Genomic DNA, 23,257 nt, shown 5'->3' with positions numbered 1-23,257 from the left:
CCGGCGGTCTGCATCCACATTCGCATGACGTCAGGCCGTACCCGTCGCATCGACCCCCTCCGCGGTCCCGCGCTCGCGCGGGTCACCGCGCTCGCGTCGCTGGTTGCGCTCGCGGCCTGCGGGGGCGCCGAGTCGGGCACCGCTGGCGACGCGGCGTCGGCCGACGACGACGGCACCTCCGCATCATCGGCCGACGACGGCGTGACGACGGCGAACACGAGCCCCGCGAGCGACGGCACCGCTGGCACGACGACCCTCGACGACGGCGACTCGACGGGCCACGCGTCCGCGAGCGACAGCGGCGGTTCGACCGGCGATCCGCCGCCGCTCGACCCATGCGTCGAGGCCGGCAACTGCCCCTACGACGCGTGGATCGCCCGCGAGCTGCCCGGCTTCACCGCGCCCGACACCGTGCAGACCGTGCTGGTGGATCCGGCGCGACCGAGCGACTTCTATGCGTTCGTCGGCAGCAACGGTGGACCGACGATCAAGGTCTACCGATCGACCGACTTCGGCGACACCTGGGAGAATCGCAACACCACCGCGGAGATCACCGGCAACCCGTGGGGCGCGTCGATCGACCCCAATCCGAATCGCGATCCCGACACACCGCCGACGATGTGGTCACCCTCGGGCTACGGCGCGGTCGGTGCGTGGAAGTCGACCGATGGCGGCGTCACGTGGGAGCGCTCGACCGCAGCCGACACCGCCTTCGCGAACCAGAATCCCTTCGGGCCCGCGCTCACCGACCTCTATCACGTCCAGATCCTGCCCGATGATCCACCCCATCACGTGCTCGCGACCTACCACTACGGACTCAAAGATCTACCCGACGGTGGCTTCGGCGAGACCACCGATGGCGGCGCGAGCTGGGTGGTGCACATGCCACCGGCCGGCATCGGCACGTCGCACTACGTGATCCCGATCAGCGCGACCACCTGGGCCGTCATCGCCCAGGACAACGGCGGCACCAACGGCATCTGGCGCACCACCACCGCCGGCCGCGTCGATGGCGAGATCAGCACCGCCGCGTGGACCAAGGTCGACGACCTCGAGCACGCCCACGGCAGCCACCAGAATGTCATCACCGCCGACGGCACGATCTTCGCCACCGGCAACAACAACGGCGCCCGCAGCCTCGACGACGGAGCGACCTGGGAGCACTTCACGATGGGCTCCTGGGCCGGCGAGCACCAGTTCGAGGGCTCGAACATGACGAACATCGCCGCGACCGAGCGCTATCTCTACACCAGCTATCTCTCGTATCCCGATCTCGCACGCGCGCCGATCGACGCACCGATCGGCGCCGAGGCCTGGGACGTCGCCTACTGCGAAACCCCGGCCGAGATGCACGAGGGCGGTGCGCCCTTCGGCATGGCGGTGTCCTACGATCCGTCGCTGCTCGCGTACGTGATCGTCTCGGGGACCTACGGCAGCGGGATCTGGAAGTACATCGAGCGCCCGTGAGGGCTGGCCAGGGCTGGCCAGGGTTGCCAGTTGTGCCCACGCGATCGGCCGGCAACATTCGGAGCCGCGTGGCGGAACGTCATCACAGCGGCCGCACGCGAGGTGGAGGGCAATGGGGACCGACTCCTCTGTACGTCGCGAGATAGGCGAGCCCGCGCTCTTCGTCGCCAGTCTCGGCCGCGTGCGCACTTGCGGACCACGACAAGAGCAGGATGGAGATGGCGTCGTCGGCGCGGCGCATCCACTCATCAATCTCGTCGAAGGTGTGTCGACCTTCAGCGACCTCCGCTGCCAGAAGGTGTGCCTGCCATACTGGCGTCCACAGCGCGAGCGTCGGTGACTTGGTCGCGGATATCCCCTGATGAGCGCACGTCGCCGCTCCCGCTGCGTCGCCGTCCCGCAGGAGGTGCAGGAGAAAGTCGAGCTCGAGCCGGACCAGAGTCTGGTGCCCTGGTGCTGCGGGTCCGGACTCGAGCATCTTCTCGGCATGGTGGAAGACGCCGTAGAGTGCCGAAGCAAGCGCCTCGCCTGCAGCTCGCGCTTCCGGAAGTCCGCGTTCGACCCGGTCGGCTTCGTCCCTGAATCTGCGCGAGAGTCGGCCAAACACCGTCCAATGCCGAGCATGAAGAATAGGATCGACTGCGTCCTCCAACGCAGCGCGAAACACCTTGGCGAGGGCGTCAGGGGTCTGCGATCGAAGCGCACCCCGAACCCTCGAGTCGAACCTCCGAGCCTTCCGCGCTCGCAGGACCGGGACGAGCCGGGACCGCATCAGGCCCGCAACGAGCAGACCCCCGAGTGCGGTACCGAAGACCGCGACGACTGCGTACATGAGTGCGGTCCCGTTCGGCATACCCTTGGCGGTCCCGAGCGTCCGACCGTCTCCACGACGACCCTCGCGCTGAGCTGCGGCCGCGTCAAGCTGCCATGTCGTGACGAGTTCGCGGGCGCTCGCAGGCCTCGCACTCGGCCGTCAGCTTCGTCGGCGCTCAATGGTCACGGGCGTCCGTACAACGATCACGCGCTCAGCGACGGCGCGCAAGCGCCGTCCGCCGGAGCGCGCGGTTAGCCGGCATCACCGAAGGTCCCCCACCCGCGTCCCTCCCCGACCAACCGCCGTCGTCGCATTGCTGCCCAGCGGAGTAGGCGTTCAGCTGCGGCCTGCTCGAGCGTAGCTCGAGTGAGGCGTCAGCTGCAACGGCTTGTTGGGCCGCTCGATCGCACACCAGGCGTACGGCCACAAGTCGGATCCGTCCTTGGCGCAGCGGACGAAGCACCTGTGCCGCAGCAGCTCGAGGATTTCGTCCGTCTCAAGCGTCTCGTCGCCGTTGGTCGGCGCTCGCTCCCCGCCATGGTTGAAGTAGTACGTTCCGTCGACCTCGTAATCGAGCCTGAACGAGGTGCGCCACTGCGAGTTGCTCCCCCAGCCGACGCTGAGATCTGCAGTGGGTCGGTTGTTTCGCGCAAACGCCCAGTACAGCACACTAGCGTCTGCAACCTCCTTCTTCATCTGCTCGCGGCCGACGACGATCCGACAGCGTGCGCGACAGGCGAGGAGCTTCCCGATGCGATATCCGGGCAGGACTTCTTCGCGGATCTCGGCTGGTGCGTTCGAATCCTGCGCCTCGTCGACCGTATCTATCTCGTGGAAGAAGGGGTGAAATGAAGGCGCGCTGACTGCCGCGAGGCCCAACTCTTCCATCGCCTCCGTGAACTGCCCGCGCGTCAACGGTGCGATCCGCCAACTTCCGCTTTCAGGGCGGGTCGCTCCGATCGAGAGCAGGTCGATAATTCGCGACAGGGCGTACAGCCGCCAACTGTCCTCCTGAGCGAGCTCGTTCCCCGGCGACGCCCGCCGTGCGACGTCTCTTGGCCAGGTCTTCTCAGCCTTCACCGACGCGAGCCACGGCGCGACGACGTCGGAGAAGAGCGCTCCCCCGTCGTAGCTGAGGAGCTTGTGGTACAAGTCGCGATACGGTTGCTGCACCATGTGCATGGACGAATTTTCTCCGGTCCGTCTAACGAATAACCGTTCACCTGCGAGTTCCGGTGGCGAAGCCGCGGGAACTCGTGCGTTGCAACGGCAGGTTGGGCAGCAGACATCGGGTCTACGCCGCAGAGTTGAGATTCTCGCGGATGATTCGTGGGTTCCGCGCGGCGATGCGTAGGAGTGCAATCGCAGGACCCTCCGGCTGCCGGCGCCCCTGTTCCCAATTGCGGAGCGTGTGCACGCTGATGCCGACGGCAGCAGCGAACCGCGTCTGCGTCAGCCCGACGAAGCGCCGCAGAGCGGCGATGTCCTCTCCGGTCTCGAACTTTCCAGCGATCAGGCGCCGCCGCACCCGTGCCGGCATGGCGCGGGCGAGCTGTTCGTCGGTTAGTTCTGGGATCTCGGTCATCGCGTCTCCTTGGCGAAGGACTCGTACGCCGCGCGCTCGCGTTTGGTCGCCAAGCGCGCGCTGATGATGCGGAGGAAGTCATCGCCGACATCCGTGGAGATGACGAGCACAACCCCGCGCTTGATCGGGCCGATCGCGATGAACCGCTCCTCCTCGTCGGAGTGGCCGTCGTCGAAGATCTCGAGGTCGTCGACGCCTGACGTGAACAGCCTGGCGGCCTCCTCGAACGAGATCCCGTGCTTCTTCTGGTTGGCGAGGTTCTTGGCGTCATCCCAGGTGAGCCTCGAGTCTACGCCGTTGGCTGACTAAGTGACTAAGTCAGTGGCGGATAGGAAATCAGGACGGCGGGCGGATGGAGCGTGGAGAGGGCAACAGCGCGGGCCGGCGCCGACCGGAGGACAGGCGATCGGCGCGGTTCGGCGGCGGTCAGCGGGCGGGCGTCGCGGCTAGCTCTTGGGCCACGAGTCGGACGCGCGCGAGATCCGTTCCAGCAGCCCCGGGACCGGCCTCGACCCAAGCGAGCACCCGGCAGGTCGTCGCCCCCGCGGGCGGGACGTGAATGGCACGCACCGTGCTCGGAGGCACTCGGAGGACGACCGCCGCAGCGCCGCCCCGTCGGCGCGCCGCGGCTCGTGTCGGGGCTTCGACGCCGCCTGCTCTGTCCATGCCGTCCACGATCCTCCGCGCTGCTGCCCAACGAATAGGCGTTCAGCTGCGGCCCGCTCGAGCGTATCTCGAGTGAGCCGTCAGCGGCATCGGCTTGTTAGCCGGCCTCTCGACCGCCGCTCGCGGTTAGGAGTGGTTGCCTGGCGCGGAACAAGTTCGGCTCAACCGGATCCCATGGCCAGACTCCCGATGTCGTCGGGTAGACCAGCTGAAGTGCATCGAACGCGTCCCCTTTGTGCAACCACAGGTCCCAGCCCAAGTGCTCGCGGTAGTGCCCACGATGGACGCGCTCGAAGGTCACCTCAAAGCCCTCGAGAAATCCGTCGTAGAACCGACCCGGCAAGAAGCGCTCACCTCCCCTGACCCGGGTGTTGTACTCGTTGACGATGGAGTGGGCTATCTCGCGGCCCAGCCCCAGGACGATCACTTCCGGCGCTCCCACGGATTTCTGGACGCCGACCGAGTACGAGAACCCCGGCAAGTCGCCCTCCGGTAGCACGTGGATCACGTGACAACCGAAGCGTTCAATATCCTCGAGCGCCTTCTTCTCCGCGGCATCCATGAAGTGGTCTGTCCGGCTAACGGATTAGGCGTTCAGTGGCGAGTTCGAGAGCGTAGCGCTCGAACTCGTCCGTTGCAACGCCTCGTTGGACGGCGCCTATCCGCGCAAGCGGCTCACTTTGAAGTGCCGCACGATCAGCTCGGCAACCGCGGGCGGCTCAAGCAGTGTGTTGTCGATCTTCAGATGATCGTCGGGGTAGAAGAAGTTCCCCGCCGTGTTGAGCTGATGCTTGGCGTCTCCGGCGAGCAGCCGGGCCCGAGAGCGTGCTAGATCACGCTTCGACTTCTTCTCCTGCAGCCTGAGAGGCGTCTCGTTTCGGTGCAGACGTACGGACTGTTCGGCCTCGAGCTCGACGTAATGGATGGGCGAGCCGCGCGCACCAAAGATCCCGGTGAGACGATCGATGGCGTCGCGCTCCTTTGGATCGTCGAGCGCCCACACGTACGTGAAGATGAGGCCCGGAAGGTCGCTCGATGCGACCTCCTCGAAGACTCTATGCCGAAACTCGCCAACCAGGCGCTGGAACGGCGCTGAGCCGAAAGGGAAGAGCTGCAGCACCGGGTCAACGGCCATGTGATTGTGGAACAGTCGCAGTCCAGTTAGGCGCTCCAGCTCGAGGCCGACCGCCATCTTACCGACAGCAGGGGGTCCGAAGATGAGAACCAGTGCCATGCCTAGTCGTCCGTCCAACACACAAGGCGTTCAGCGGCGGGAGCCACGAGCGCTAGCTCGTGGACCCGTCCGTTGCAAGGGCTTGTTGGACGGCGGATCAACGTCGCGCGCGGAGGAGCCAGTGAGAATGATCTTCTTGTCGCCGAACACCGCGACGAGCTCGAGCTCGCCTCCGAGTGCGACCACGTACCTGCGTAGCGTTTCGACCTGGCACTCGTCTAGGGTGCCGCGTGTCTCGAGCCGAGAGATGTCGCCTTGGTCGATCCGTGAGGCCTCCCCGACATCGGCTTGTGTCTTCCCCACCGCCTCGCGCACCGTTCGCAGCGTGAGGTGTACGCCTCGGCGCGCCCGGAGTCCCCGGCCGAGGACGCGCACCTCTGCCGGCTCCGGCTCGACCCGCTTTCTTGATGCTTGCGCCACGATGTTCCCCGCTTTCATAGACTTCGCGCTCGCCGCCTGTCGCCGGCCGCGCGCTGATGATTCGATCTCGATCGCCGCGCTCGACGTGAACGACGTACAGCAAACGATCCCTGTGCCGGAGCCGTCGTCGAGATAAACGGCCACCGGGTCAGCGAACACGGTCGCGGCCTCGAAGAACGAGACGCCGTGCTTCTCGAGGTTCGACGCCGCCTTGCCGGAGTCCCACTCGAAGTCTCCTTCGATGACTGTCGGCACGCCATGCTGGAGTATGGGCCGTAGCCCATACATGGTCAAGAACTCGGCCAGAGTAGCCCGCAGCGGCGGTTCTGCGGGTGATCAGCGAAGCCTCGCGAGCTCGCCGCGAACGGCCCGGACTTCCTCGACGACAGGACCCCGTGTCAGGGTCCTACTTCTTCTGGTGAAGCTCCTCCGCGGGCTGCGTGCCGTACTTCAGCAGCACGTGCCAGAGTAGCTCCAGTTCCTGCAACACGTCGTCGGGGCTCCCGCGATCACTCCACTTGCCGGGGTTGGCTCGAAGGTCGGTGACCGCAGCACCGATCGTACTCGCGTCGATGGTGCCGGCTCGCGCGATTCGTTCTGCGAGGGAAGGCATTGTTGGGCCTCGAAAGTCACGAAGAACCTTGTCGGAGGTTAGCAGGAATCCCGGGTCCCAGTGAAGTGCCACATCATTGCGCCTGCAGAGGTCGGTGAGGTTGCGACCTGTTTCCGATTCTCGAAACGAAGGGTCGGCAACGAGGGCGTCGACGTCTTGATGCAGCACCACATCGCCGTGGACCTGAGCCTCGACGTAGTGATTCAGGTTCCTGGCGATGGGGAGATGCGCAAGATCGCAAAGAGGCGCCGACAGGTCGCATCGCAGGCGATGGACCAGGCCCGGCACAGTCAGGTCAGACTCGCCCAGACCAATGCCGTGGTAGAATGCACTGCGCAGCACCGCTGCAAATACATCGTCGAATTCCTCGAGGGTCCCCCTCTCGACTGCACCTTCGTGAGAATCCAGATAGGTGAACGTGCAGCGCCGTCCTACAGCAGCAGCGAGCACGAAGTAGCAGGAGCCGAACCGGGGTGACGGGCCATCCGCGTGGTGCAAGAGACTGAGCGCGCCGTACTTCGGTCGCTCGGCATTGGTCGTGTCGGATGCATGGTAGGCGCGACCGAAGAGGCTCTGCTCGCACCGATCCCGCGATCCGCCGGGGTGGGCGGATAGCCCGCCGTTCGATAGACCCGTTTCGAACTGACTGCGATAGACGCCATCCCGCAGCAACGCTTGGGCGACCGTTCGCCCTGTGGCGTCGGGACGGTCGGGATGGAAGTGAAGAGCAACCCGCGCGTTCTGCGTGATGCTGAGCAGCGCGTCGCGGAGGTCATCGGCCGAGATGTCGCACATGCGCCGGATGTGATCCTGCTGCGCCACGGCTTCGGCTCGGCGTGCTCCGCCTTGCGCTGCGACGTGCTCGATGGCGCTTCGCAGGGCTGGTGACAGAGGCATTCGCGTTCGCGCCTATCGGGGTCGTTCGGCCATCCACCGAATAGGCGTTCAGCTGCGGTGCGCGCGAGCGTAGCCCGGGTGGACCGTCAGCTGCAACGGTTTGTTGGGCGGCATCACTTGCTCTGGTCCGGCAACCCTGGTAGCCACTCTCTTCCGGCCTCGACCACCATCGACGATGCGGCGATCTCGGCGGCATCGATCGGCTGGTACCAGCCGCCGATATGGACGGATAGGAAGGCCTCGGCCAGCGCAAAGAACGCCCGGTTGTTCTCGGGGCGGTTGAAGAAGTGGCCCTCGTCGGTAAACACAATGTACCCGACCGGGATGTGCTTGGCTTTCATCGCGGCGACGATCTGATCGGATTCGGATCTCTTCGCTCGCGTGTCGTTGGCGCCGTGGCCGATGAGGAGCGGCTTGGTGATCGTTGCGACGTGCGTGAGCGGCGAGACGTCGAGGAGCGCCTGCGTGCCCTCGGGCGTGCTCCAGTCCCCGACCCTGTTGAGGAAGGTGATCGCGGCCTCCCGCCAGTACGGCGGGAGGCTCTCGAACTCGGTCACGAGGTTCGAAGGCCCGACGATGTCGACACCGCAGGCGAACACGTCGGGGGTGAGCGTCAGACCGATGAGCGTCGCGTACCCGCCGTAGCTGTAGCCAGAGATGCAGACCTTGTCCTTCTCGGCGACGCCTTGATCGACCGCCCACTTCACAGCGTCGAGCAGATCGTCGTGCATCTTCTTGCCCCACTGCTTGTCGCCCGCGTTGGTGAACGCCTTGCCGAAGCCGTTGGAGCCGCGGAAGTTGACCGAGAGCACCGCGTACCCGCGGTTGGCGAAGAGCTGGTGGAGGCGGTCGAAGCCCCAGCGATCGCGGTACCACGGGCCGCCGTGGGGTAGCAGCACCATCGGCACGCGCAGTTCGGCGGTTCCATCGCCGTCGCGGTCCGCGTGCTTCGGCAGGGTCAAGTAGCTCACGAGCCGGAGCCCGTCGCGCGACTCGATCGTCACCGGGTGCATCGGCACGAGCGGCTGCCGGTCGAGCTCGGGTCGTTCGACGAACAACAGCTCGCCCTTTTGCGTCCGCCGATCCCAGCGGTAGTACCTCCGAGACCGCACGTCGCCGTCGAAGGCGACGATCCAGGTCTCGTCGTCGAGCGTGCGCGAGGTGATGCGGGGCACGCCGTCGTCGAGCTCGGCGAGCGCATCGAAGTCTTTCGCCACGCGCGGGTCGAGGACGACCCACCGCGGCTTGTCGTAGTCGACCACAATCGCCTGAACCCTCATCTCGGTGGGGTGCACCAGCACGCTCGGGCCGATCCAGTTTTGGTGCCAGCCGCCGAGGTCGGCTCGGGCGTCCGCGTGGACGAGCCGCTTTTTCCTGGTCTTGGCGTCGACCACGAACAGCGCCGCGGTGTCCCGCCCACGGTCGTCCAACGTGTAGAAGGCGCTACCCCTGGCGTCGAAGCCGAGGAAGCTGCTGCTGTCTCCGAACGGGGTCTCGTCATAGTGCCGCCAGCCGCTGCCGTGTTTCACCATCCACACCAGCGCGCCGTCGTGCGTCATCTTCTGGCCGAAGCGTAGCTTCAGGTCGTGGTCGAAGACCCAGTGGGAGAACTCCTGGTCGTTGCGTGCTACGAGCCGCCTTTCGCCCGTCGCGAGGTCGATCGCATGGACGTCGAACATCGACTTGTCCCGGTCGTTGAGCTCGACCAAGATCATGTTCGGCTTGCGGTGCGAGAGCCATAGTTGCCCGGCGCTCACCTCGTCGATCGGAGTCAGGTCCACGACTTCACCGGTCTCTACCGCGACGCGGTAGACGTGGAAGTTCTCGTCGCCGGCCTCGTCTTGCCAGTACAGCAGGTGCTTGCCGTCGAACGCCCACTCCGATTCGAGGACCGGTTGTTTCTTCGCGGCGGTGACCGGCTTCGCCTTCGTGAGGTCGCCGGCAGGTGCGACCCACACGTTGAGCACGCCCTCGCGCGGCGCGAGCCAGGAGACCCACTTGCCGTCCGGGCTCAGCTGCGCCGCGCTGCGCTCGGGATTGCCGAACAGCACCGCTCGGGGGATGAGGTCGCTGCGCGGGTTACCCACGGTGACGGATGCCGGCGACTCGGCTCCGTCCGCTCCCGCGGGGGCGGTCGACTCAGGCGAGCGCTCGTGTTCGGCGACGCAGCCGACGGCGACGAACATCGTGAAGAGTCCCTTCCACGCCACAGCTCGCATGCGCGCCAACGATAGCAGCCCACGAGAATCGACGTGGGTGGTCACGCGTGTCCGTCCAACACACAAGGCGTTCAGCGGCGGGAGCCACGAGCGCTAGCTCGTGGACCCGTCCGTTGCAAGGGCTTGTTGGACGGCGGATCGGTACAACCCGGGTACATCGGTAGCAGATGTCCGGGTACATGGGTGACACGTGTGCAGAATCGTTCTCGAAGGCGAGCGCGATGGCATGGACGGAGACTAACCCCATGAACGAGCGCCGGCGATTCCTGGCCGACCACGCGTCGGGCCACGGGACGATGGTCGAGCTGTGCAAGCGCTACGGCATCAGTCGGAAGACTGGGTACGCGCTCGTGCGCCGCTTTGCTTTGGAGGGGGAGTCCGCGATCGAAGAGCGGAGTCGGGCACCGAAGAGCTGTCCGCACCGCACGCCCGACGAGCTCGAGGCGATGATCGTGGCGGAGCGCAAGGCGAGGCGCTGGGGCGCGCGGAAGCTCTTGCGTGTGCTGTCCGATCGGCACCCGAGCATCGTATGGCCGGCGCGCAGCACTGTCGACGGGGTTCTGCTGCGCAACGGACTCGTGGAGCCTCGGCGTCGTCGCACGCGGTGGGACCATCCGGGCAGCGGCCCGGCGCGCGCGAGCGAACCCAACGAGGTGCGGACGACGGACTTCAAGGGCCAGTTCCGCACGTGCGACGGCGTGTACTGCAACCCGCTGACGATCGTCGACCTGCACAGCCGGTACTTGCTGCGCGTCACCGGAGTTCCGAACGTGCGCACAGAGGGCGCGAAGCCGGTCTTCGAGCGGCTTTTCGACAGGTCGGCCTGCCGTCTGCGATTCGCTCGGACAACGGCCCGCCGTTCGCCTCGACCGGAATCCACGGCTTGTGCGAGCTCAACACGTGGTGGATGCGGATGGGCATCTCGCATCAGCGCATCCAACCAGGGAGTCCGCAACAAAACGGCGCGCACGAACGCATGCACCGCACGCTGAAGCGCGAGACGGCGCGTCCGCCCTCGTCGAACCACGCCGCGCAGCAGCGTCGCTTCGACGCGTTCCGACGTCGCTTCAACGACGAGCGTCCGCACGAGGCCCTCGGCGACGCGACGCCCGGCTCGATCTGAGTGCCGTCGACGAGGCCGTTCCCGAAGCGCATCGCGCCGCCCGAATATCCTGGTCACTGCGAGGTCCGGCGAGTCTCGAACGCAGGGTGCTTCCGCCTCGGGTCCGGCCAGGTCACCAGAGCTCGCCGCGCTTCACCCTCGGTCCTCGCGGTCGAGCGCGTCGGCCCAGTCCGCGAGCCCGGCGCTGGCGAGCGCCTCATCATCGTCGTCGTCCGCGGCGAGGCGCGCCATATCCCAACGGCTCGGGTCGGGGTGCCTCATCACGACGACCGCCACACGCTCCCCTGGCCGCAAGGCGAGAGGCGCGGACGGGCGAAGCACGCCGTTTTCGTAGTGCGCTTCGATCGGAGGCATCCGAGCAAGGCTAGCATAGGCCGAGAGCGGTGGCCGGGTGGGTCACGGAGTTGTAGTGGCCGCGAGTTCCTGCGCAACGAGGCGCACGCGAGCAACCGACACGGCGGGGCTCCCCCCGTTTGGCTCTGGCCAACCGAGCACGCGGTACGTCGTCGTCCCCGCAGGCGGTGTGTCGAACGCCATGACCGTGCTTGGTGGCACGCGAAGGATCGAGCTGTCCGAGCGCCAGTAGAACTCCTCGACGGTCACCCAGTCCACGTCCACGCCAGCAGTTCGGCGCTCAAGGCGGAACGTGAACTCCACAGCCGTCCCGCTCGCCGCGCCGTCGAGGAAGGGCTGCCGCCGCTTCCAGCCAGCGCGACGCGGACCGACCGATCCGTCGTATCCAGCTCGACCTCGAGTTCGTCGACCACGGCCTCGGGATCGGTGCTCGCGGTGGCGTAGCTGATCCACGACGCCACCGCGGTGCCGAGCACGGGTTCCCCCGCCCTCGACTGTTCCGCCGCTGTGAGGCGATCCTCGATCTTCGCGAAGTTCGCGTGCATCTTCTCCCCGCTGATCACGCCGGTGAAGTCGGCTTCGGGATCGAGGTTGGGAATCGGCTCTGCCACCACGGCGGATGAAATCGCAAGGACCGCTCCGGCGCAGAACGCTGCCGGAACCGCGACGCCGCGCAACGCCGCTAACCCTGGCGACCGTCGCCTCGGCCGCTCTGCTCCGTCGCGTAGCCCGGTCGACTCCACCGCTCAAGGAACGCTCGCATCCGCTCTCGCTGCTCGTCGACGTCTCCGTAGGTCCCATCCCGCGCGAGATCGATGTCATCCCAGAAGCTCGCCATTTCCCCGAGCTTCTCGTTCGCCGGAACATCCCCGTCCATGTACATCTGGAACAGGGCTCTGGCGATTTCGGAATCGAGGTCGGGCCGGCACGCGAGCAGGTCCGTGAGCGACGCGATGATTCCGCAGAAGACCTCACGAGCATCCGCTTCGCCGGGAGCGCGGAGCAGAGCCTCGTTGAGTTCCGGTTTGCTCGCCGCCATCGAGACGTCGATCAGCCAAACCTCCGGATTCTCGATTGAAGCGATCACGCCGTCGGCCCACGTCTTCACTTCTGCGGGGGTCGCGAGGTCAGCCCGAAGTCGACGCCGCCAGGTCTCCGCTTGCGTCTTTATCTGGTTCACGGACTTGTCCGTCCAACGAATAGGCGTTCAGCTGCGCCCCGCTCGAGCGTAGCTCGAGTGAGGCGTCAGCTGCAACGGCTTGTTGGACGGCGGATCCCACCGGCGCATCGGTGGCCGACTACTCGAGTGGTTCGAGCAGGTAGTCATGCCCGCAGTCCCACCAGAGGCCATCCGGCCAGAGGTCCGGCGACGGCGGCCAGAACTCGACGCTAGTGAGGTGGATCTCAAGAAGACCCTCTGCGTCAAACTGCGCAGTACCTTCGATCTCGCTTTGTTCACCGGCTCCCTTTGCGCACGATTGTGGTCGGAACCGCAGCCGCGTGCCCTCAACTTGTGCTCTGAGCTCGCAGCCGATGGTCGGCGGGTTCACATAGTGGACACCGTCGGTCAAAGCGATCGTGAGTGCGTCGATCTCACGGTCCTCTGTTGAGCTGCTATGGTCTGTTCGGTTCTTGCAGCGCTTCACCACGTCGAGCGGGGCGAAGGTGCGATCGAAGACGGGCTCCTCCGCCGCTTCCGGCCGACAGGCGCAGGCTGCGAGAAGGATGCTTAGGTGGTGGCGCGCGCACATGCTCGCTCTCGGTTCCCTGCAGCCTTCGCCACGTCCGCCCAACTCTAATTCGGCAGACCTGCGTTTGTCGCCCGCCGCCGAGCTATCCCGGTCTGCATGACCACGTGACGCCCCGCACGGCCTCCCGCCAAGCTCCTGTCGCGAAACGCGATTCCCCCATGCCGCAGCGCCTCGCGAATCCGCGTTATCCAGCAAGCCGCTCAGCTCTCCCCGCTCCTCCGCGCGGGTCGGACCGCTCGCGCCGCTCCGCTTCGCGCTCCTCCCCGCTGCGCCCCTAAACCCCCAAGCCCGCCAAGCCCCCAAGCCCCTCGAGCCCGTCGAGCATCACGTGCCGCAGCACCGTGACCGTCACCGTCGACCCCGTCGAGCCCCCATCGACGCCGACGACGCCAAGGACGGCATCGTTTCGTCGACCGCCACGTGACCCACATGCCCCCCTTCTTCGCCTCCGCCCGCGCGCCGCGACGCTCATCCATGCATCACAAACACCAAGACCCGAAGATCCCACCCCCGTTGCACTCGTAGACCACATTCCCCGCGGCGCAGGTGCCGGTGCCGTACACGAACGAATAGTCATCAGGGCACATGGCGGCCGGTACCGCGGCCGCGGTGCTGTCGTCGCACGCACCCTCGCCGACCACACAGCCACCGCCCATGCAGACGTCGCACGCAGTCAGGGCGTGATTGCCGTCCTCACAATCGGCAGGCACCTCGCTGCACCAGAAGTCCAAGCCGCTCGGGCAATCGACCTGGGGATTGAACGTGTAGCAGTAGGGCTCGTCGGCGCAGGCGCTGCTGCAGCCGTCGTTGGCGATGTCGTTGCCGTCATCGCAGTCCTCGCCGGTCTGGATGAACGTGTCGCCGCAGGCCGCGTCCTCGCATGAGGCGGTGCAGAGATCTTCGTTGCTCTGGTTGCCGTCGTCGCAGGCCTCGTGGCCAGCCCACACCACGCCGTCGCCACAGGCCGCGACCGTGCAGTCGTTGGTGCACGCGTCGGTGGCCACGGCGTTGCCGTCGTCGCAGGCCTCGTGCCCGGCCCATGCCACGCCGTCGCCACAGGTCGCGGTGGTGCACGCGTTGGTGCAGGCGTCGGTGTCGACGTCGTTGGCGTCGTCGCAGTCCTCGCCGGCGCCACCTTCGATGCCGTCGCCGCAGACGTTGGGCGTGCAGTCGGCCTTGCAGCTGTCCTCGTCGACGCCGTTGCCGTCGTCGCAGCCCTCGACGCCGGCCTGCACGAAGCCGTCGCCGCACGCCGCGTCGTGGCACTGCGCGCACGCGTCGGTGTCGTCGTCGTTGCCGTCGTCGCAGTCCTCGCCGGGGTCGAGCATGCCGTTGCCGCAGTTCGGATCGACGGTGTCGGAGTCGCTGGCCGAGGCCGAGGTCACGTCGGCGGAGTCGCTCGCAGTCTGCGTCGCGCCCGAGTTCGAGTTGCTCGCCGAGCCCATGCTGTCGGTGCCGTCGCTGCCGGCGGTCATCGTGGCGCTGGCGCTGCCTTGGGTGTCGCCGCTGGTGCCCGAATCGGAGTCCGTGCCGCTCACCACCGCCTCGGGCGGGCGCGGGCAGCCCGTGAGCAAGAACGCCGAGCCGAGTCCGACCGCGAAGACACTGCGCAGGATCATCGGCTCCGAGTCTCGGGCATCGCCCCGGCACGCGTCGAGGGCCGCACGACGCGGGCGCGCCATCGCTCGCGTCCACACGGCCGACGCGAGCCAGGACGGGCTGCGCACGACCCTGCGCGCGAGCCCTCCAAGACGCATTCGCGAGTTCGGCGTCGGTGAGCCCCGGCCCCAAACCCCGTGTTTGTGGATTCGGGCTCACGAGACGCGATCTCCGCCTGCGCAGACCCGTCCCGTTGCGGGCGGACGAATTCCGCGGGCGCCGTGAACCACGCGATGCAAACCCGCACGTGACATCGGTGTGCCACGCCCACGCACTGATCTGCGGCGCGTCGACGTGTTACCAATTGCCTCGATGCGGAGGGTTCCGATGCGGATGACAACCACTCGATCGCAGGTCGCGATCGCGATGGCGCTGGGCCTGGTGGCATGCCACCGCGGCGGCGATGCGGCGGTGGCCGATGGCTCGACGAGCGACGCGGCCACCACCGGCGGCACCTCGGCGACCGGCGCCGACTCGAGCACGGGTGCCGACACCGGCACGATGCCGCCGCCGCCCGAAGACGGCATCGCGCGGGTCGGCCTGCGTCGACTGACGCGCTACGAGTTCGACAACGTCGTGCGCGACATCCTGCTCGACACCTCGCGGCCGGCCTCGCAGCTGCTGCCCGAGGATCCGCGCACGCCGTTCGACAACGACTACACCACGCAGGTGGTCTCGCAGCCGTTGGTCAACGGCATCGAGGTGCTCGCCAAGGAGGCCGCCGAGCGGCTCATCGCCGACACCAGCAAGCGCGACGCGGTGGTCGGCTGCACGCCCAGCGGCGACACCGACGAGACCTGCATGCGCGAGTTCGTGGGGCACTTCGGCCGGCTCGCGCTGCGGCGCCCGCTGGCGACCGACGAGATCGATGACTTCACCGCACTCGGGCTCGACTTCGCCAGCCAGGGCAGCGACTTCTACGTCGGCGTCGAGGTGGTCGTGCGCGCGCTGCTGCAGGACACCGAGTTCGTCTATCGCGTCGAGGTCGGCACCGAGGCGCCCGATCAACCCGGCACGTTCGCGCTCGATCGGTTCCAGCTCGCCGCGCGCATGTCGTTCTTCCTGATGGGCACCACGCCCGACGATGCGCTGCTCGACGCCGCCGCGGGCGGCGAGCTCGACAGCGCCGACGGCATCCGCGACCGCGCGCTGGCGCTGCTCGACGACCCCCGCGCCCACGCCCACGTCGATCGCTTCCACTCGCTGTGGATGGGCTACGCCGAGCTGCCCCACCCGCAGGATCTCACCAACGCGATGCGCCGCGAGAGCGCCGCGCTGGTCGAGCGCGTGATCTTCGAGGAGCAGAGCTCCTGGCTCGACCTCTTCGCGTCGCAGGAGACCTTCATCAACGACCTACTCGCCGATCACTACGGCCTGCCGCACCCGCAAGGTGGCGAGGGCTGGGTGGCCTACGGCGACTCGGGTCGCATGGGGATCCTCTCGCACGGCGCGTTCCTCTCGGTCGCAGCCAACGTCGGCGACACCAGCCCGACCAAGCGCGGCAAGTACATCCGCGAGCAGCTGATGTGCCAGGATATCCCGCCGCCACCACCCAACGTGATGGCCGACAACGGCCCCGATCCGGGGGTCGCGGAGTGCAAGAAGGACCGCTACCTCGTGCACGCGGTCGAGAGCTGCGCCGGTTGCCACTCGCAGATGGACCCGCTCGGCTTCGGGCTCGAGCAATACGATCGCGCGGGCCAGTTTCGCACCCACGACATCGACAACGAGGCCTGCGAGATCGACGGCGAGGGCGAGATCGCCGATGTCGGCGCCTTCAACGGCCCCGCCGAGCTCTCGCAGCTGCTCATCGACAACGCGCTGCTCGACGGCTGCGTCACCCAACAGGCCTACCGCTTCGCGCTCGGGCGCGAGCTCGATGCCGAGGACATGCCGTTCGTGCAGCAACTCAACGAAGACTTCGTCGCCGGCGATCACCGCTTCGACGAGCTGCTGATGGCGATCGTGACCAACCCATCCTTCGGCTATCGCCGCGAGGAGGAGGGCTGAAGATGCGCACCGTACGACTGCCACGACGCACCTTCCTGCGCGGCCTGGGCGGCACCATGGTCGGCCTGCCGCTGCTCGACGCGATGCTCGACGATCACGGCGAAGCGCTCGCCCACGGCGGCGGCCTGCCGCTGCGCTACGCGCTGCTCTTCGGCGGCCTCGCGCGGGGCTGCGACTCCGGCCCGCAGGCCAACAACGTCATCCCGGCGGCCACCGGCGCCGACTATCCCCTGGGGGCCGGCATCGCGCCGTTCGCCGACTACGGCAACGTCAAGGATCAGATCACCGTGGTCTCGGGATTGTCGATCCCGTGCCAGCCCGCGTTCGGCATGCCGATCCCCGCGGGCGGCCGCGGCATCAACTTCCACGCCCACACCAATCCGATCTTCACCGGCACGGCCAACCTCATGCCGATGCCGCTCGAGTCACACGACTATCGCGTGACCAACTGGAGCTCGGATCAAATCGTCGCCGACGTCATCGCCGGCGACACCACCTTCAAGTCGCTGCAGTATCGCGCGCAGGCGTTGCTCTACAACTCCGGCGTAGGCCCCTACTACCGCGACCTGATGTCGTGGCGACTCGACGACCAGGGCCAGCCGCAGGCGCTCTACCCCGTCGCGAGCCCGCGACAGGCCTACGACACGCTGTTCCTCGGCTTCGTGCCGGATGACCCGGTCGAGGCCGCGAAGAAGGCCTTCGAGCTGCAGAAGCGCAAGAGCGTGCTCGACCTCGTCGATCGCCGCATGAGCGGCATGCTCGATCGGCTCGGCAGCCACGACCGTGCGCGGCTCGAGCAGCACTACGACGCGATTCGCCACATCGAGGAGCTGCTCGACGCGCTGCCGCCCGACCCGATGGGCGCGTGCATGATGGTCGAAGATCCCGGCGACGACCCGGCACTCGGCGGTGCGTTCACCGGCGACGACCCGAACGCCTACGACGTCAACGCCGGCTACAGCGGCGAAGAGACCCGCATCAAGGTCCTCACCGACCTGCTGCACATGGCCTTCGTGTGCGATCTGACCCGCGTCGGTACCTTCATGCACACGATGATCCAGTCGTTCATGAACGTCGCGCCGATCACCGGCCATCAGTACGCGATGCACGACATGAGCCATGGCGGCCAGACCGTGCAGTACAACGACGTCATCGCCTGGCACATGGACAAGTTCGCGTACCTGGTCGCCAAGATGCGCGACACCCCCGAGGGTGCCGGCACGCTGCTCGACAACGTCGCGATGGTCTACATGATGGAGGCCGGCGGCGGTTACGGCTACGAGAGCGGCGCCGCGTGGTCGGTGCACTCGACCGACAACATGTGCTGGTTCGTGGCCGGCGGCGCTGGTGGCCTCGTGCAGGGCCAGCACATCGTCGCACCCGCCAACGCCAACCACACCGCCAACGTGCTCATCTCGGCGATGCGGGCGGTCGGCGTGTTCTCGGATCTCGGCGACGTCTCGGGGCACATCCCCGGCCTGTTCGCCTGAGGCCGCACCGCGGCAGCGCGCATATCACCTCGCGGACCCACGTCGCCCCGAATGGCGAGTGGGCCCGCGATGGTGCGCGTCACTTGCAGAAGCCCCAGCTGCACTGGTTCGACTTGCACTGATCCTTGTTCGTGCAGGTGTGCCCCTTGTCGTGCTTGTCCTTGCACGTCTGCTTGCCAGCGACCGGGTTGCCGCAGTAGCGGCCGTTGCCGCACTCGCTGTTCGAGTTGCACTCGTCGGCCGCGGCACACTTGCCGAAGGAGCAGCGGTCGGTGGCGCACTGTGAGGCCTTGGTGCAGCCCTCGCCCTGCTTCTTGAGCGCCTTGCAGGTCGCCTTGCCGCTGATCGGATCGCCACAGTACTCGCTCGCGCCACAATCACCGTTGTCGCGGCATTCGTCCTTGTCGGCGCACATGCCCCATGCGCACCGGTCGCTCTTGCACTGCTTGTCGGAGGTGCAGGCCTGGCCGTGGTTCTTCAGATCCGACGGCACGTTCGAGCCGAAGGTCTGCCGCGGGATCTGCTTGCCGCTCTTCGACTTCGCCTCGGAGCGCTCCCACATCTGCACGAAGGCCTCGGGGCCGTCGTTCTCGAGCTTCTTCATGTACTTCTCGGCCAGCCCGACCGCCTCGAGCTCCTTGTGCCAGAACTTCATCATGCCGACGTGGGTGAGGCCCTCGGCGATCTGGTTGCCGTACTTGTGCAGGAAGTCCTTGCCGCCCAGCTGGCGACCGCAGTTGGCCAGCGTTCGTGAGTGCACGCCCTCGGTCACCGTGGCGTAGTCGAGCGAGTAGCCGACGGTCAGGCCCTGATCGATGAGGTACGCGAGGATCTTCGCGGTCTCGGTCGCAGTGGTCGGACAGTTCTCGGTCACGCCCGAAGCCTTGTACTCCTTGGAGTCGAGCGGCCCCACGCGCACGCCGAAGAAGCCGCCGCTGCGCTTGACCAGCTGCAGCTCGCCGTCGTCGAAGTCGTACTCGTTGGGGCCGGGGGTCTTGGCCTCGCCGTGGTTGTTCGCCACCAGCATCGCGTTGGGGTTGTTGTGCAGCGCGTTCATCGGATAGACCCCGAAGTCCTTCGAGATGCGATCGATGTCGAGGCGCGTACGGCTCGAGGTGTGGTCGATGTTGACGATCATGCCGCGCAACATCGCCTCACGCACGACACGCTCGCCGTCGTGGGACAGGCCGAGGTTGTTGCGCTCGACACCGTGATCGTCGCGGCTACCCGCCGAGCCCGAGAAACCCGGCGGCTTGGGATAGACCTTGAAGCCGTTGAACCACCCGCCACCGTGGCCGAGGAAATAGTCGAGGTAGTTGGTCTCCGACAGCTCGCTGTACTTCATCACGCAGGCATCGGTGATCTTGCCGCCCTTGAAGCCACCCTTGCCGCAGGTGTTGTCGCAGAACTTGTGGCCGCTGTTGTTCTTCAAGGGGAAGCCAGCGACGGCGTCGTCGACGTAGAAACAGCCCGCCATCGCCTGCGTGGCGCGGATGATCTTGCCGCCGGTCTCGCCCGACGAGCGATAGATGTCCGCGCCGGCCAGGCGACTATTGATCTTGTGGGCGATGTAGAAGGTCCGCACGCCGAGGTCGTAGTAGTGATCGAGCCGCTCGACCGGATCGAAGGTGCGGTCCTCGGCCCCGAACGCGTAGTCCGACTCGACGCCGAGCACCACCGCGAGCTTGCCGGCGTTGACGATGCGACGCGCGTCGGCAGCGGTGAGGGCGATCTCCATCCACGACGCATTGGCCTTGGCCCACGCCTTCAGCGACGCGATCTGGCGATCCATCGACTTGACGGTGTCGCCGTGGCTGCAGGCATAGCCGTTGCCGCCCGGGCCACCGTTGCCCTCGTTGGCGTAGTACAGCTGCTCGCACATCGCTTCGCTCTCGACCGCGAACGCGACCATGATCTTGAGCGAGGTGTCCTGCAGGTCGGCTTCGCTGGGCCGATACGCCTGCTTGATCCAATCGGTGCTGTAGCGCAGATGCGAGAAGCTGTCGTGCCTCGGGCCCATGAAGGCCGCGTGGTCGCCCATGTCGGAGCCCAGAGCACCGACGGCGGCGGTGAAGCTGCCCTTGACCTCCGCGTGGTCGCACTTCTTGCCGGCCTTGCAGCCGTCGCACGCGGTGTCGTAGCCCTTCTCCATGACGCCGTTCTTGTAGTTGCCGGGGCCGCCGGCGAAGGCATAGTTGCCGCCGAACGCCATGCCGTTGGTCGGGTGCTCGTGGGTCAGGACGTAGCCCCCTTTGATCGCGGCCCCCTTGCCGCCGGCGGCCTGCATCGCCGCCGCGACCGGCGGCGTCGCGAGCGGTGCGTTCATCATGTTGACGGCGGTGCCTGTCGGGACGATCTCCACCGCGAGCGCCGACGCAGGTGGCTCGAAGCAGGACGAAAGCAGCAGCGTGCCCGCGGCCATCAGGCCCAGGCTCGGACGGCGCGAGCGTGGACGGACGCGCGCCGCGGGTGGAGGGGAATCGACGGCGGCGGAATCGAGGACGTTGTCACGCATGGTTCGACGCGACCGAGTCACGAAGGGGTCGATCGGATCACGGCCGAGACGCGTTCGCATGGTGAGCCCGCGTGCAGCTCACGGCCCGTGGGGGCGCGCGACACCGCGCGGCCTTGGCTCGCGACCGGCCGTGGGTGGGCCACTCTCGGCGGTGCCCGGCACCGCGCTCGGCATGGACAACCGCGCCCCACGGCCGTACCCATTGCAGGTGGGCCCTGCGCTTGCCGGCTACCTCGGGCGCCTGCCCGAGGGCATCGACAGCTACCCCGAGTGTCGCGCGAAGGCGTCGCTCTACCGTGGGCTGCTCGATACGCTGCCGCTGACCCCGTCGGTGTTGCCGGCCGAGCTCGTCGAGCTGATCGAGCACCCGCGCCCCGTCACCGACTGGATCCCCGAGGTGCACAGCCACGCGGTCCTGCTCGCGCAGTACGACGAGCACTTCGTCGACGACGCCAGCTACTTCGCGCATTGCTTCGCGAGTCAGCGCAAGCTGTGGTCGAGCAAGCTGTACTCGTTCATGATGCGCTTCGTCAGTCCGGCGCGAATGGTCGCGTCGGTGTCACAACGCTGGTCGCAGTTCCACCGCGGCTCGAGCTTGACCGCGAGCGCTGTGGATGCCGCGGGCGCCGACGTGTTGCTGGAGACTCCGCCCAACGTCTACTGCCCGCTGTCCCTCGGCGCGCTGACCGAGGGACTGCGTGCGGTGCTCGATCGCAGCGCGATCGTAGCCACGATCGAGCTGGTCGAGCGCAGCCCCACGGGCGGCCGCTGGCGCGCCACCTGGGGCTGACCGTGTCCGCTCACGCGAACGCGGCGGTGGCCCGCGTTGCGTCGGCGTCACCGGGGGCGCGCGCCGGCAGCAGCGTGGCCGCGAGCGGGCGAATCACGCCGCGCAACGCCTGCTCCCGCAGCATCGCCGCGGTCTGCGGACCGATCACACCGTGGGCCGCCAGCGCGGCCTCGTCGGCTGCGGTCGCGCTCGACGGTCGCGATGCCATCGCGCGTGCGAAGACCTGCCGCAGTGCCGCGCGGTCGGTGGCGCCGAGCTGCGGCAGCGCCCACGCGACGAAGCGCCAGCCCAGCTCGGCGTGGCGCAGCTCGTCGGCGGCGATGCGCTCGAGGGTCGCGCGCACGTGGCCATCGACGCTGCGCGCCGCGGCATGGGCGGCCTCGATGGCTGCGACCGTCTCGCCGATGCAGGCCTCGATCACCACCAGCTCGGTGACCGTGCGCAGGTCGAAGGCGATCGCGCTGGCAGCCGCCTCGACCAGCGGTCCGGGGCCCACCGACACACCGCCGTAGCGGGCCGCCAGCTCGAACGCGAGCTTGGCATGCTCGATCTCGTCGGCCATCGCGGCCGCGCACGATTGCATGAGATCTGCCGGGGCTCCGAGCGCCGCCTGCTGCAGCGCGAAGCGTGCGAACGCGGGCACGCTCGCGTGCTCGGCGAGGCCGACGGCCTGCCAGTGGCGCGCGATCGCGTCGCGCTGGGCGTGCGTGAGCGCAGCGACCTCGACCACGCCGCCGCGGGCCGACCAGTCGCCGCGCTCGCACGGCGACGCCGTGGTTGCATGGCCGTCGACGATGAACGGACGACCCACGGTGCACGTGCCGCCGTCGGGCTGACATGCCCACGCACAGTCGGTCGGCGAGTACCCGCACGCCGGACAATCACCGGCGCAGGTGCTGCCATCGCGGCAGGTGTCGAACGCGCCTTGGCAGGCGAGCACGCCACCGTAGTACTGGCACAGGTAATCGCCGCAGTCGGCGTCCGTGTGACAGTACGCCGGTACGCACTGCGACTGGTTGCCGGCACAGATGCACGCCTGATCCTCACCGCAGTCCGCGTCGCTCTCGCAGCCGTAGCTGCAGCTGCAGCCCCCGTCGAAGAACTCCGTGTTGCAGTAGCCGTGGGGCGACTCGGTGCACTCGTCGTCGCTCGAGCACTGCGTGGCATTGCCCGCGCTGTCGGTGTCGCCGCCCAGCGAGCACGACCCCGTCAGCGTCTCGGGGTACTGACACTGCACGGCGCTCTCGCGGTGCGCCCATCCGCCGTCGCACCCCACCACGCCGCTGGGCACCGGACCGTCGGGCCCGTCTTGCATGTACGGCACCGGGTTGTCGCAGGTCGGCGGCAGCGGAGCATCGCTCGGCGCCGGCACGCCGCACCACGGCGCGTCGGGCCACGAGGGCGGCAACGTCGTCGACTCCGAGCCGCTGCCGCTCGCCGAACCGCTCCCGCCGCTCGTCTCGGCGTCGCTGCCACCGGGCGTCGTGCCACACGCGACCGCCCCCAACCCCAGCGCCAACATCAACGAGCGCCGAATCCCATCCAACTGTACCAACTGCATACCAAACCAGCCTGCAGCCCAACACGGCTGCTGTCAATGTGCCATGGCGTGCAGGGGCCGATCCCGTGTCGATCGCCGCCCGCGCTTGC

General features: G+C 67.5%; 22 protein-coding genes and 1 pseudogene. 6 read left to right on the top strand and 17 right to left on the bottom strand.

The window, feature by feature from the left end; genetic code table 11:
* Window positions 1-24: 24 nt before the first annotated feature.
* Window positions 25-1,467: a hypothetical protein gene (locus IPH07_36195; GenBank protein ID MBK6922885.1), complete on the top strand. Its 1,443-nt coding sequence runs from the start codon at window positions 25-27 to the stop codon at window positions 1,465-1,467.
* Between the two features lie 82 nt (window positions 1,468-1,549).
* Here IPH07_36195 and IPH07_36190 read toward each other — a convergent pair whose 3' ends face one another.
* From IPH07_36190 to IPH07_36145, 10 genes and pseudogenes are all read right to left on the bottom strand, one after another.
* Window positions 1,550-2,119, bottom strand: coding sequence for a hypothetical protein (locus IPH07_36190; protein MBK6922884.1), 570 nt, complete (start codon window positions 2,117-2,119; stop codon window positions 1,550-1,552).
* Window positions 2,120-2,617: 498 nt separating this feature from the next.
* Window positions 2,618-3,463 carry a hypothetical protein gene (locus IPH07_36185; protein ID MBK6922883.1) on the bottom strand — a complete coding sequence of 282 codons (846 nt, stop codon included), beginning with the start codon at window positions 3,461-3,463 and terminating at the stop codon, window positions 2,618-2,620.
* A gap of 112 nt (window positions 3,464-3,575) precedes the next feature.
* Window positions 3,576-3,866 carry a helix-turn-helix domain-containing protein gene (locus IPH07_36180; GenBank protein ID MBK6922882.1) on the bottom strand — a complete coding sequence of 97 codons (291 nt, stop codon included), beginning with the start codon at window positions 3,864-3,866 and terminating at the stop codon, window positions 3,576-3,578.
* The gene (locus IPH07_36175; GenBank protein MBK6922881.1) at window positions 3,863-4,099 is read right to left on the bottom strand and encodes a BrnT family toxin; all 237 of its coding nucleotides are present in this window, start codon (window positions 4,097-4,099) and stop codon (window positions 3,863-3,865) included. Before IPH07_36175 ends, IPH07_36180 begins: the two co-directional genes overlap by 4 nt.
* Window positions 4,100-4,629: 530 nt before the next feature.
* On the bottom strand, window positions 4,630-5,094 hold the full coding sequence (locus IPH07_36170) for a DUF4262 domain-containing protein (protein MBK6922880.1): 465 nt from the start codon (window positions 5,092-5,094) through the stop codon (window positions 4,630-4,632).
* A gap of 96 nt (window positions 5,095-5,190) precedes the next feature.
* A complete protein-coding gene (locus IPH07_36165; GenBank protein ID MBK6922879.1) occupies window positions 5,191-5,766 on the bottom strand; it encodes a hypothetical protein in 576 nt (191 codons plus the stop codon).
* 30 nt (window positions 5,767-5,796) lie between these two features.
* Entirely contained in the window at window positions 5,797-6,081 is a 285-nt protein-coding gene (locus IPH07_36160) for a helix-turn-helix domain-containing protein (GenBank protein ID MBK6922878.1), read from the bottom strand.
* Window positions 6,082-6,193: 112 nt separating this feature from the next.
* Window positions 6,194-6,474: pseudogene (locus IPH07_36155) on the bottom strand (BrnT family toxin).
* Between the two features lie 118 nt (window positions 6,475-6,592).
* On the bottom strand, window positions 6,593-7,696 hold the full coding sequence (locus tag IPH07_36150; protein ID MBK6922877.1) for a DUF3626 domain-containing protein: 1,104 nt from the start codon (window positions 7,694-7,696) through the stop codon (window positions 6,593-6,595).
* Between the two features lie 113 nt (window positions 7,697-7,809).
* Window positions 7,810-9,882, bottom strand: a complete 2,073-nt coding sequence (locus IPH07_36145; protein MBK6922876.1) for a S9 family peptidase — start codon at window positions 9,880-9,882, stop codon at window positions 7,810-7,812.
* 278 nt (window positions 9,883-10,160) lie between these two features.
* On the opposite strand from IPH07_36145, the gene IPH07_36140 reads away from it, so the two are divergent.
* A complete protein-coding gene (locus tag IPH07_36140) occupies window positions 10,161-10,907 on the top strand; it encodes a helix-turn-helix domain containing protein (protein ID MBK6922875.1) in 747 nt (248 codons plus the stop codon).
* A complete protein-coding gene (locus IPH07_36135) occupies window positions 10,892-11,038 on the top strand; it encodes a transposase (protein ID MBK6922874.1) in 147 nt (48 codons plus the stop codon). The genes IPH07_36140 and IPH07_36135 overlap by 16 nt, the downstream gene beginning before the upstream one ends.
* A gap of 132 nt (window positions 11,039-11,170) precedes the next feature.
* Here IPH07_36135 and IPH07_36130 read toward each other — a convergent pair whose 3' ends face one another.
* The 5 genes from IPH07_36130 to IPH07_36110 form a co-directional block, all read right to left on the bottom strand.
* The gene (locus tag IPH07_36130) at window positions 11,171-11,392 is read right to left on the bottom strand and encodes an antitoxin family protein (GenBank protein MBK6922873.1); all 222 of its coding nucleotides are present in this window, start codon (window positions 11,390-11,392) and stop codon (window positions 11,171-11,173) included.
* A gap of 245 nt (window positions 11,393-11,637) precedes the next feature.
* A complete protein-coding gene (locus tag IPH07_36125) occupies window positions 11,638-12,069 on the bottom strand; it encodes a hypothetical protein (protein MBK6922872.1) in 432 nt (143 codons plus the stop codon).
* 5 nt (window positions 12,070-12,074) lie between these two features.
* Window positions 12,075-12,572: a hypothetical protein gene (locus IPH07_36120; protein MBK6922871.1), complete on the bottom strand. Its 498-nt coding sequence runs from the start codon at window positions 12,570-12,572 to the stop codon at window positions 12,075-12,077.
* A gap of 118 nt (window positions 12,573-12,690) precedes the next feature.
* The gene (locus IPH07_36115) at window positions 12,691-13,143 is read right to left on the bottom strand and encodes a hypothetical protein (protein MBK6922870.1); all 453 of its coding nucleotides are present in this window, start codon (window positions 13,141-13,143) and stop codon (window positions 12,691-12,693) included.
* A gap of 479 nt (window positions 13,144-13,622) precedes the next feature.
* Window positions 13,623-14,762 carry a DUF4215 domain-containing protein gene (locus IPH07_36110; GenBank protein MBK6922869.1) on the bottom strand — a complete coding sequence of 380 codons (1,140 nt, stop codon included), beginning with the start codon at window positions 14,760-14,762 and terminating at the stop codon, window positions 13,623-13,625.
* A 373-nt stretch (window positions 14,763-15,135) separates the two neighbouring features.
* Between IPH07_36110 and IPH07_36105 the strand changes: the two genes are divergently transcribed.
* Both IPH07_36105 and IPH07_36100 read left to right on the top strand, forming a co-directional pair.
* Complete coding sequence (locus IPH07_36105; protein ID MBK6922868.1) at window positions 15,136-16,812, top strand: DUF1588 domain-containing protein; 1,677 nt, start codon at window positions 15,136-15,138, stop codon at window positions 16,810-16,812.
* A 2-nt stretch (window positions 16,813-16,814) separates the two neighbouring features.
* Window positions 16,815-18,302: a DUF1552 domain-containing protein gene (locus IPH07_36100; GenBank protein ID MBK6922867.1), complete on the top strand. Its 1,488-nt coding sequence runs from the start codon at window positions 16,815-16,817 to the stop codon at window positions 18,300-18,302.
* Between the two features lie 79 nt (window positions 18,303-18,381).
* Here IPH07_36100 and IPH07_36095 read toward each other — a convergent pair whose 3' ends face one another.
* The gene (locus IPH07_36095; protein ID MBK6922866.1) at window positions 18,382-20,724 is read right to left on the bottom strand and encodes a membrane dipeptidase; all 2,343 of its coding nucleotides are present in this window, start codon (window positions 20,722-20,724) and stop codon (window positions 18,382-18,384) included.
* Window positions 20,725-20,947: 223 nt separating this feature from the next.
* Here IPH07_36095 and IPH07_36090 point away from each other — a divergent pair, with 223 nt between their 5' ends.
* Window positions 20,948-21,607, top strand: coding sequence for a hypothetical protein (locus tag IPH07_36090; protein MBK6922865.1), 660 nt, complete (start codon window positions 20,948-20,950; stop codon window positions 21,605-21,607).
* A 10-nt stretch (window positions 21,608-21,617) separates the two neighbouring features.
* Here the strand turns inward: IPH07_36090 and IPH07_36085 are convergent, their stop codons facing one another.
* Complete coding sequence (locus IPH07_36085; GenBank protein MBK6922864.1) at window positions 21,618-23,153, bottom strand: ferritin-like domain-containing protein; 1,536 nt, start codon at window positions 23,151-23,153, stop codon at window positions 21,618-21,620.
* Window positions 23,154-23,257 lie beyond the last annotated feature (104 nt).

Source organism: Deltaproteobacteria bacterium (assembly GCA_016709225.1).
GTDB classification, from domain to species: Bacteria; Myxococcota_A; Polyangia; order Nannocystales; family Nannocystaceae; genus Xiheibacterium; species Xiheibacterium phototrophicum.
The sequence above is the reverse complement of the archived record's forward strand: the minus strand, read 5'-3'. Positions and strand labels throughout refer to the sequence as shown.